We start from the raw sequence: 9,235 nt of genomic DNA, 5'->3' as shown, positions 1-9,235 counted from the left end.
GCTCCGTGCAACAGCTCCCTCACTCAAAGTCTCATCTTGAAATCTTCATATCCGAATTCACGCACAATCTCCCACTCTCCGCTCGGTGAAACGGCGATGATGTTCGGCAAAGGCATTCCGTTGAACGTATTGTTCTTCACCATCGTATAGATCGCCATGTCGCCGAAGACGACGCGGTCGCCAACGCTCAGCGGTGTATCAAACGAATATGTGCCAATCGTATCGCCCGCAAGACAGGTTGGTCCCGCAAGCGTATAAGTATGCACCTTCTCCCCGGCCGCACCCGCGCCTATGACCGGCGGACGATAGGGCATCTCGATGACATCGGGCATATGACAGGCTGCTGACGTGTTCAGAATGACATTCCCATCCGTCTGCACGTCGAGCACCTCGGCGACGAGGAAGCCCGCATTGAGCGCGACCGCCTCGCCCGGCTCAAGATAGACCGCGACATCATAGGTGTCCTGCACATGGCGGATCAGCCGCTTGAGCAGGGGAATATCATAGCCCTCACGCGTGATGTGATGTCCGCCGCCGAAATTCAGCCACTTCATCCCGTGGAGATATTTCCCAAACTTCTCCTCGACAGCTTCAAGCGTCGCGGCAAGTGCATCCGCCCCCTGCTCGCAGAGCGTATGGAAGTGAAGTCCGTCGATTCCCTCAAGCAAGTCCGCACGGAAGTCTGCAATCTTCACGCCAAGGCGTGAGTTCGGCGCACAGGGATCATAGATCGCGTGCTCCTGCGTCGAGCGTTCGGGATTGATGCGGATGCCACAGGATGCGCCCGCTGCACGCGCCGCCGCACCGAACCGCTCCCACTGAGCAAACGAGTTAAATACAATGTGGTCACAGATCGCCGCAAGGCGCGGGATCTCGTTCTCCTCGTAGGCGGGCTTAAAGACATGGTTCTCCTTGCCCATCTCCTCCTGCGACAGCCGTGCCTCATAGATGCCGCTCGCCGTTGTACCCGAGAGATAACGCCCGATCAGCGGATAGTAGTGATACATGGAAAAGCATTTCTGGGCGAGCAGCACCTTTGCCCCTGTATCCTCCGCCAATTCCGCAAGAATGCGCAGATTTTTCTCAAGCAGCTCCTCGTAGACGAGGTACGAAGGTGTGGGAACGACATCCCACTCCGTGCGCCACGTCATCAGTCTACCAGCACGGGGCTGTGGCTCTCCTGCCACGGCAGCCCCCAGACATTGAGCGCGTCCATAAACGGGTCAGGATCGAACTCCTCGACATTGAACACGCCCGGTTTGCGCCACTTGCCCGTCATCACCATCATCGCCCCGATCATCGCGGGCACGCCCGTCGTATAGGCGACCGCCTGAGAGCCGACTTCGGCATAGCATTTCTCGTGGTCACAGACGTTGTAGAGGTAGTAATTCTTGTCCTTGCCGTCCTTCTTTCCGCAGAAGATGCAGCCGATGTTCGTCTTGCCCTTCGTGCGCGGGCCGAGGCTCGCGGGGTCGGGCAGCACTGCCTTGAGGAATTGGAGCGGGATGATCTTGTGCCCCTCAAAGTCAATCGGCTCGATCGAGGTCATGCCGACGTTCTCAAGGCAGCGCAAATGCGTCAGATAGCTCTCGCCGAACGTCATAAAGAAGCGAATACGCTTGATGCCCTTGATATTTTTTGCAAGCGACTCAAGCTCCTCATGGTGCAGGAGATACATATCCTTTTGACCGACCTCGGCGAAGTCGTAGACGCGCTTGATCTCCATCGGCTCCGTCTCGACCCATGCGCCGTTTTCCCAGTAGCTGCCCTTCGCTGAGACCTCACGGATGTTGATCTCGGGGTTGAAATTCGTCGCAAAGGGATAGCCGTGGTCGCCGCCGTTGCAGTCGAGGATGTCGATGTAGTTGATCTCGTCAAACTCATGCTTCATGGCGTATGCGCTGAACACACCCGTCACACCGGGATCAAAGCCCGAGCCGAGCAGAGCCGTCAGCCCCGCCTCGCGGAAACGATCGGCGTATGCCCACTGCCAGCTGTACTCGAACTTCGCCGTGTCCTCCGGCTCGTAGTTCGCCGTATCGACATAGTGCACGCCCGCCGCAAGGCATGCGTCCATGATGTGCAGATCCTGATATGGGAGCGCAAGATTCAGCACCACATCGGGCTGAAAATCGCGGATAAGTGCGGTCAGTGCCGGAACATCATCCGCATCTACCGCTGCCGTCCGAATCTTCGTCTTGCCGCCGTCCAGCTTCTCCTTCAGTGCGTCACATTTCGACTTTGTACGCGAGGCAATGAGGATCTCCTCGAACACCTCCGGATTCTGACAGCATTTATGCACGGCAACACTTGCAACGCCGCCCGCTCCAATAATCATCGCTTTTCCCATGGAAACGCCTCCTTTACCTATGCCCCCTATCATACAACAGGAAAGGGGTCACTGCAAGTGCAGTAACCCCCATCAAATTCTTTTCGTTTAGAGTTTGAATTTCTTCGTCTCATCCGCAAGTTCATCGGCAAGGCCGGAGAGGCGGCGCGTCGCCGCAGCAACCTCCTGCATTGATGCCGACTGCTCCTCGGTTGCCGCAGATACACTCTGCGCGCCGTCAGCGTTTGCCGTGCTGACCTTTTGGATCTCCTCAATCTGCGCACGTACTGTCTGCGTCTCATCCTCCATCTGGCGGATGCTTGCGGTAATGTCCTTCACACCGTCGCCGAGCTGCTGAATCGACTCTGCAATCGACTGGAACACACCGTCTGCCGTACGCACCGAGTCCAGACCGTGCCCGACATACTCACTGCCGCGTTTGCCCGCCTCGACCGCACGCTCCATATCTGCCTGTACGGACTGCATCGTCTCAGAGATCTTTTTCGAGAACTCGCCTGATTCCTCAGCGAGCTTTCGCACCTCCTCGGCGACCACCGCAAATCCACGGCCATGCTCGCCTGCACGTGCCGCCTCAATGGCTGCATTGAGCGCGAGCAGATTCGTTTGCTCAGCAATACTGCCGATCACCTCGACGCTGTGACTGATCTCCTCGGAACTCTTTCCGAGCGCCGAGATCGCAGCATCCACGGTCTCAGACCCATTTTTGATCTGCTCCATGTAGTTGACAACCTCGTCGATGGAGGAACGCCCCTCACGTACGCGCTCAACCGTATTATTCGTCACCTCTGCAACTACATCCGCCTGCTTCGACATCTTTTCCGCATGGTTTGAAATCGATGCCGTTGCTTTTGCGACAGAAGAGGAGGCTGCAGACTGACGCTCAGCACCTTCTGCAATTTCTGAGATTGACATCGCAACATGATTCGATGCCTCCGCCGACTGCTGCGAAGCCTCAGTGAGCCCCTCCGCCGAGGTTGAGAGCTCCGCTGCGTTGGACTGAATCCTCTTAATCAGCGTGTTGAGCGTATGCCGCATCTTGATAAAGCCATCTGAGAGCTGTCCCATCTCATCCTGTGAGGTAATCGTTTTCGGTATTTCGCGCAGATCACCGCTGTTGATAATCTCGCAGACACGGACCACCTTTTGAATATTTGCCGCAAAGCTGTTGGAAATGAAGAAGATAATCGCCGAGATTACAAGAAGAATAACAACGGTCAAAACGGCAAGCACAGACAGCAGACTGTGTGCATTCTCCAAAATCTCACTGTCGGATGCCTCCGACATGACAACCCAACGACGACCATCAAGGTGAATCGGCACGAGCGTCCCCGTCATCTCCTCACCCGACTCACGTGTATAGTGTGCAAGGGCGGGCTCATCCTTGTCAATCACAGCCTTGAAGGCATCCACAAGGCTCGTCGAGAGCTTGACGCTCGACACCTCCTTGCTAAAGTCGAGCTTGCCGACCTGCGCCGCCTCGTTCGGATGGATGATGACAAGCCCCGTCTCATCCATGACGACAAGCTGTCCCGTGCGGTACGTCGTCATCTTCGCGAGCGTATCATCAAAGCGCGAGAGCCCGATCGTCCCCGTCACAATGCCCATGAGCGTTCCGTTCTCGATCACCGGCACAGCGATGACAACAACCACCTTTCCTGTAATCGCCGAGATGATCGGCTCAGAGACGACCACCTTCTGTGTCTGAACCGACTTCTTGAAATAGTCACGGTCACTGCGGTCAATTACACTGCCGGCTGAGTCAATGCCTATCCCGTTCAGATCCAGATAGGAAATGTTTGAGAACACATCGGTATCCTGCTGGACCTCCTGCATCTTTGCAAGCCTCGCCGCATCATCACCGTGAAGGATCGCTGAGCTCCGTGCCAACATCCCAAGATGCACCTCGTTCGTATCGAAGATACGCCGCACCTCAAGGGCTGCCTGCTTTCCGACCCCCTTGCCGATTGTATCCGCGTTCTCTACGAGCATATTGCTCGCCATCTTGTAGCTGACGGCGAAGAACACAAGAAAACCGACAAGCATCACAGGCAACACAGATACCAAAAACTTTGTCCGAATTGACTTAAACTGCACAACTGTTCCCCCTCTTCCATAACAACATCCATCTATCATGGGCTTTTTCACCCTAGCACAATCTTTTCGAAATAACAAGGTCTTTGTATATAAACACCCATATTGGTAATAAAAATAAGTTTTTGAACACTATGGAAATTTGATAACAAAAACACAATCGGTGGACCAAAATCTCTGTTCGTCCCTTTTTACAGGAAAAGACAGATTCTTTTTCTACTTCCTATGACATACCAATTGAATTGTGATATAATAATCCCTGTGTATACAATCATTTAGGAAGCTTTACAACATAACGAAAGGAATCATCAACAATGGCTGTTCACGTCATTAACGAGTCTCGTCGCTGTCTCCAATGCAAGAAGCCGCTCTGCCGCATCAAGGGCTGTCCCGTACAGACCAACGTCCCGGAAATGATCCGCCTCTTTCTCGACGGTAAGATCAATGAGGCGGGCGCGATGCTTTACGATAATAACCCGATGAGTGTTTTCTGCTCGCTCGTGTGCGATCACGACGCACAGTGCGAGGGCAACTGCATCCAGGGACGGCGCGGTGCGCCGGTTCAGATCTCGAGCATCGAACACTACATCTCGGACACTTACCTCGACAAGCTCGTCCTCGAACGTAAATCCTACAACGGACACAATGTCGCCGTCATTGGCGCGGGACCTGCAGGCATTGTTGTCGCAGTCAAGCTCGCACAGGAAGGCTACGGTGTCACGATCTTCGAGCGGATGCAGCGCATCGGTGGAATGCTGCGCTACGGCATCCCCGATTTTCGTCTGCCGCCCTCGACCCTTGACCGCTATGAGGAAAAGCTCTACACGCTTGGTATCCACATCCGCCCGAACACGACGATCGGCGGTGCGCTAACGGTGGATGATCTCTTCCGTGACGGCTACGAGACCATCTTTATGGGGACGGGCGCATGGCGTGCGAAAAGCCTTGGCATCCACGGCGAGACGCTTGGCAACTGCCACTTTGCCGTCAACTATCTCCAGAACCCTGATGTCTATCACCTCGGCGACCGCGTTGCTGTCATTGGCTCGGGCAACTCTGCAATGGATGTCGCACGTACGGCGATCCGCAAGGGCAGCCGATATGTCACGATCTACGCCCGACGAAACGGGATCTCGGCGAGCGAGCGCGAGCTCGAGTATGCTCTCATGGACGGCTGTGAGATCCAATACGGCAAGGGCATCCACTCCGTTACGCCCGAGGGGCCGATGCTGTATGACCGCATTTTTGATGAGGAGCAAAATTTAATCAGCGAAGGTGCTCCCTATCTCGTTCCCGCTGACAGCACCGTCATCGCGGCAAGTCAGGCGGCAAAGGACAAGATCGCCCGCTCAACAACGGGCATTACCTTGAACGAGAAGGGATTGGTGAAGGTTGATGAGAATGGCATGACCGAACGTCCCGGCGTATTCTCAGCAGGTGACGTTGTGCAGGGACCATGGACCGTCGTGCACGCCGTCAGAGATGCAAAGCACGTTGCCGAGGCGATGATCCGCTATATGGAGGAGAACAGCGCGAAATCCTGACGGTGTACTCTGTGAGATGCTGTCTGCCGCGCACAATGGAAGTAAAGGAGACATTTATGAACATGAGTGATCGCGAACTCACCGATCTTGTCCGGCAGATGGCAGCACCGCCGCCTCCACCCACGTACGGCGAGGCAGAGATAGAGGAACTCGTGCGGATGCACGCCGGCGGACGCCACAAGATGCGCAGCGAGGCGGAGATCCTCGCACGCTACAACCTCGGTCGACAGCAGTACAAGCAGCTGAAACTCAGCCGTGAGAACAACCGCGAGCAACAACAGATGCTCTATGCCGAGCTGAAGGTACTTGGCTGGGTGCTTGGACGCAAGGAGCGAGATGTTGTCATGGAGATCAATAAATGAAGCTGAGTCTGACGAAAGAAGATTTTATCACAGCGGCGCAGACAGCGAACCTCATCACGGTCTCCACGGAGCTGACGATGGATCTCGACACACCTGTATCCATCTACTACAAGCTGGTCGGAGACAAAAAGGGCTATATCATGGAGTCCGTCGACACGACCCAGCAGCAGTTTGGGCGCTACTCCTTCATCGGCGGTGAGCCGTTTGTCAACATTCAGGTCTTTGCGGACAAGCTACTCGTAAACGAGAACGGTCTAATGAAGAGCATCGAGGGCGTTCCGCACGAAACGATAAAGACATATGCTGCACGCTTCATGCCCGCTACAGCGAACGGTGAAAGCCTTCCCCTCGTCCATGGCGGACTGGCGGGCTATTTTTCATACGAGACGGCGGCCACCTTCGACCGCGTACGCGGGGTAGAACTTGGCGGTGAGCAGTTGCTCGGACAATTCATGATGTGCCGATATCTTGTCGTCTACGATGCCCTGCGTAACAGCGCGCAGCTCCACTACCTTGCAGATATCCATACAGGCGAGGATGTGGATGAACTCTATGACACGATTATGGAGCGTCTCACCGCGATGTGCAAACGCCTTGCCACGCCATTCGCCCCCCCCGCCACGCCAAAGACGAAACGCAGCACCCCCGTGGACTTTATGGCGGAGTATGGGCCCCCCTCCGCTGACTTTCTCGCGACCATCAACACAATCAAGGAACACATCTACGCGGGCGACATCTTTCAGGCGGTGCCGTCCTTCCGTTTCCGTACAAAGGTCACGCGCCCTGCATTCCTTTTCTATCGCCGCCTGCGGCAGGTCAACCCCTCTCCTTATATGTTCTACTACAACTTCGGTGAGGTGAAACTTGTCGGGGCCTCCCCCGAAATGCTCGTCAAGGTCTCGGACAAGACGGTCTATACTTACCCCATCGCAGGGACGCGCAAACGCGGCAAAACGGATGAGGAGGACGCGCTGCTCGCCACAGAGCTACGTGCCGATGAAAAGGAATGTGCCGAGCACGCGATGCTCGTCGACCTTGCACGCAACGATCTCGGACGCATCAGCGTCCCCGGCTCAGTACGCGTACCAAAACTGATGGAGGTCGAGCGATTCTCCCATGTCTCGCACATGGTCAGCAGTGTGGTCGGTACGATTGATCCCGCCTACACACCGATGGATGTCCTGCGTGCAACCTTTCCCGCAGGGACGGTCAGCGGCGCACCGAAGCTGCGAGCCATGGAGATCATTCACGAAGAGGAGCATGAGAATCGCGGTTTCTACGCAGGCACGGTCGGCTATATGGACTTTCGTGGGAACATGGATATGTGCATCACTCTGCGTACCATGTGCATCGAGAATGACGACACAGCGATCATCCAGGCAGGTGCAGGCATCGTCAAAGACTCCGTGCCCGAGAAGGAATACCTCGAGATCCTGCAAAAGGCGAAGGCACTCTTCGAGGTGGTAGAGGAGGTGGAGAACGATGCTGCTTTTGCTTGACAACTACGATTCTTTCACCTACAACATCTATCAGCTGCTCACGAACCTCGGTGCAGAGGTCGAGGTCATCCGAAACGATGTAACAACGGTCGATGAAATCCGCAACAAGAACTATGAGGGCATTGTGATCTCTCCCGGTCCCGGACTGCCAAAGGATGCGGGGATCACGGAGGACATCATACGCGAGCTGGGCGGTGAAGTCCCGATCCTGGGGATTTGCCTCGGGCATCAGGCAATCGGCGAGGTGTTCGGCGGTCGTGTCGTTCGCGCACACGAGATCGTTCACGGCAAGGCATCCCCCATCCGCCATCACGGCACAGGGATCTATCATAACATCCATGCGGGCACACAGGTCGCACGCTACCACTCCCTCATCATTGAGCGCGAAAGTCTGCCCGATGTGCTCGAGATCACGAGCGACCTCGGGGACGGTACGATCATGGGCATACGCCACAAGACGCTCCCCATTGAGGGCATCCAGTTTCATCCCGAATCCATTCTGACACATGACGGTCCCGCGATGATGGAAAACTATCTGATAGGCATTGGTGTACTATGTGCGAAAAACGATACGACGATATCCTTCTGATCAGCGATCTGGACGGCACGCTGATCCCGCGCTATGAAATGATCTCTGAGGAGAATATCCGTGCACTCAATGCGTTTACGGCGGCTGGCGGTGCATTCGCCGCCGCGACGGGACGTACACCCGAGTCCGCCCTCCCCTACCTCGATGGCATCACAGTCAATGCACCGAGCATCTTCTTCAACGGCGCGATGCTCAAGGATCTCGCTGCAAATCAGGTGCTTGAGACGCGCACCCTCGACGGCGATCTCTGGCGCACGTTTGCTGCGCGTGTCCTCTATCAGTTTCCGCGCGCCTGCGTCGAGGTCTATACGGCAGAGCAGTGCAATATCCTCAGCCCCGAGGCAAACGACGACCCGCGTCTCGACGACGAGTTCTACAATGTGAACCATACCAATTTGAAGACGGTCGAGGACGAGACATGGCTAAAATTCTTTATCTGCGACGCGCCGATCAACCTGAGCTTCGTCGAACGGCTGGCGCAGGAACTCGGCATTGACAAATGCTCCAACTCGTTCTACTCCGAGGCCAACTACCTTGAGTTCGTCCCCCCCTGCACGAGTAAGGGCGCAATGGCAGAGGTACTGAAGGCGATGCCCGCCTATGCGGGGCGGCGCATCATCGCCTGCGGCGACTATGAGAACGATGTCGAGCTTCTTCGTATGGCGGACATCGGCATTGCTCCTGAGGATGCCTCGGAGGATGCAAAGGCGGCGGCAGACCGCATTGCCCCGCCATGCAGAGAGCCGCTTGTGCCGTGGATCTTGAAAGAGATATTATAATCAGACATAGTAAAAGAGCAC

At 55.7% G+C, this 9,235-nt stretch carries 8 protein-coding genes; 5 read left to right on the top strand and 3 right to left on the bottom strand.

The genetic code is table 11. The features are described from left to right. Positions 1-23 precede the first annotated feature (23 nt). The 3 genes from nspC to HMPREF9334_RS00520 form a co-directional block, all read right to left on the bottom strand. On the bottom strand, positions 24-1,151 hold the full coding sequence (gene nspC / locus HMPREF9334_RS00530; protein ID WP_006691554.1) for a carboxynorspermidine decarboxylase: 1,128 nt from the start codon (positions 1,149-1,151) through the stop codon (positions 24-26). Beyond that, entirely contained in the window at positions 1,151-2,350 is a 1,200-nt protein-coding gene (locus HMPREF9334_RS00525; protein WP_006691553.1) for a saccharopine dehydrogenase family protein, read from the bottom strand. Before HMPREF9334_RS00525 ends, nspC begins: the two co-directional genes overlap by 1 nt. An 87-nt stretch (positions 2,351-2,437) precedes the next feature. Next, positions 2,438-4,444 carry a methyl-accepting chemotaxis protein gene (locus HMPREF9334_RS00520; protein WP_006691552.1) on the bottom strand — a complete coding sequence of 669 codons (2,007 nt, stop codon included), beginning with the start codon at positions 4,442-4,444 and terminating at the stop codon, positions 2,438-2,440. 311 nt (positions 4,445-4,755) lie between these two features. Here HMPREF9334_RS00520 and HMPREF9334_RS00515 point away from each other — a divergent pair, with 311 nt between their 5' ends. From HMPREF9334_RS00515 to HMPREF9334_RS00495, 5 genes are read left to right on the top strand one after another with little or no spacing between them, the layout of a single operon-like run. Continuing rightward, the gene (locus HMPREF9334_RS00515) at positions 4,756-5,985 is read left to right on the top strand and encodes an FAD-dependent oxidoreductase (protein WP_006691551.1); all 1,230 of its coding nucleotides are present in this window, start codon (positions 4,756-4,758) and stop codon (positions 5,983-5,985) included. 56 nt (positions 5,986-6,041) lie between these two features. Continuing rightward, positions 6,042-6,347: a hypothetical protein gene (locus HMPREF9334_RS00510; protein ID WP_006691550.1), complete on the top strand. Its 306-nt coding sequence runs from the start codon at positions 6,042-6,044 to the stop codon at positions 6,345-6,347. Then, positions 6,344-7,846 (top strand): anthranilate synthase component I, encoded by a 1,503-nt coding sequence (locus HMPREF9334_RS00505; protein WP_006691549.1) that lies wholly within the window; start codon positions 6,344-6,346, stop codon positions 7,844-7,846. Before HMPREF9334_RS00510 ends, HMPREF9334_RS00505 begins: the two co-directional genes overlap by 4 nt. Continuing rightward, positions 7,830-8,435, top strand: a complete 606-nt coding sequence (locus HMPREF9334_RS00500) for an anthranilate synthase component II (RefSeq protein ID WP_006691548.1) — start codon at positions 7,830-7,832, stop codon at positions 8,433-8,435. The genes HMPREF9334_RS00505 and HMPREF9334_RS00500 overlap by 17 nt, the downstream gene beginning before the upstream one ends. Continuing rightward, the gene (locus HMPREF9334_RS00495; protein WP_006691547.1) at positions 8,402-9,214 is read left to right on the top strand and encodes an HAD-IIB family hydrolase; all 813 of its coding nucleotides are present in this window, start codon (positions 8,402-8,404) and stop codon (positions 9,212-9,214) included. Before HMPREF9334_RS00500 ends, HMPREF9334_RS00495 begins: the two co-directional genes overlap by 34 nt. Positions 9,215-9,235: the final 21 nt, after the last annotated feature.

Origin of the sequence: Centipeda infelix ATCC 43532 (assembly GCF_000234095.1) — a bacterium.
GTDB classification, from domain to species: domain Bacteria; phylum Bacillota; class Negativicutes; order Selenomonadales; family Selenomonadaceae; genus Centipeda; species Centipeda infelix.
Note: the sequence above shows the minus strand (reverse complement) of the source record. Positions and strands in the feature narration are given on the sequence as shown.

Bases quoted from the DNA above. Each gene is read 5' to 3' on its own strand.
- nspC (WP_006691554.1), bottom strand. From the start codon at position 1,151: ATGACGTGGCGCACGGAGTGGGATGTCGTTCCCACACCTTCGTACCTC.
- HMPREF9334_RS00525 (WP_006691553.1), bottom strand. From the start codon at position 2,350: ATGGGAAAAGCGATGATTATTGGAGCGGGCGGCGTTGCAAGTGTTGCC.
- HMPREF9334_RS00515 (WP_006691551.1), top strand. From the start codon at position 4,756: ATGGCTGTTCACGTCATTAACGAGTCTCGTCGCTGTCTCCAATGCAAG.
- HMPREF9334_RS00510 (WP_006691550.1), top strand. From the start codon at position 6,042: ATGAACATGAGTGATCGCGAACTCACCGATCTTGTCCGGCAGATGGCA.
- HMPREF9334_RS00505 (WP_006691549.1), top strand. From the start codon at position 6,344: ATGAAGCTGAGTCTGACGAAAGAAGATTTTATCACAGCGGCGCAGACA.
- HMPREF9334_RS00500 (WP_006691548.1), top strand. From the start codon at position 7,830: ATGCTGCTTTTGCTTGACAACTACGATTCTTTCACCTACAACATCTAT.
- HMPREF9334_RS00495 (WP_006691547.1), top strand. From the start codon at position 8,402: ATGTGCGAAAAACGATACGACGATATCCTTCTGATCAGCGATCTGGAC.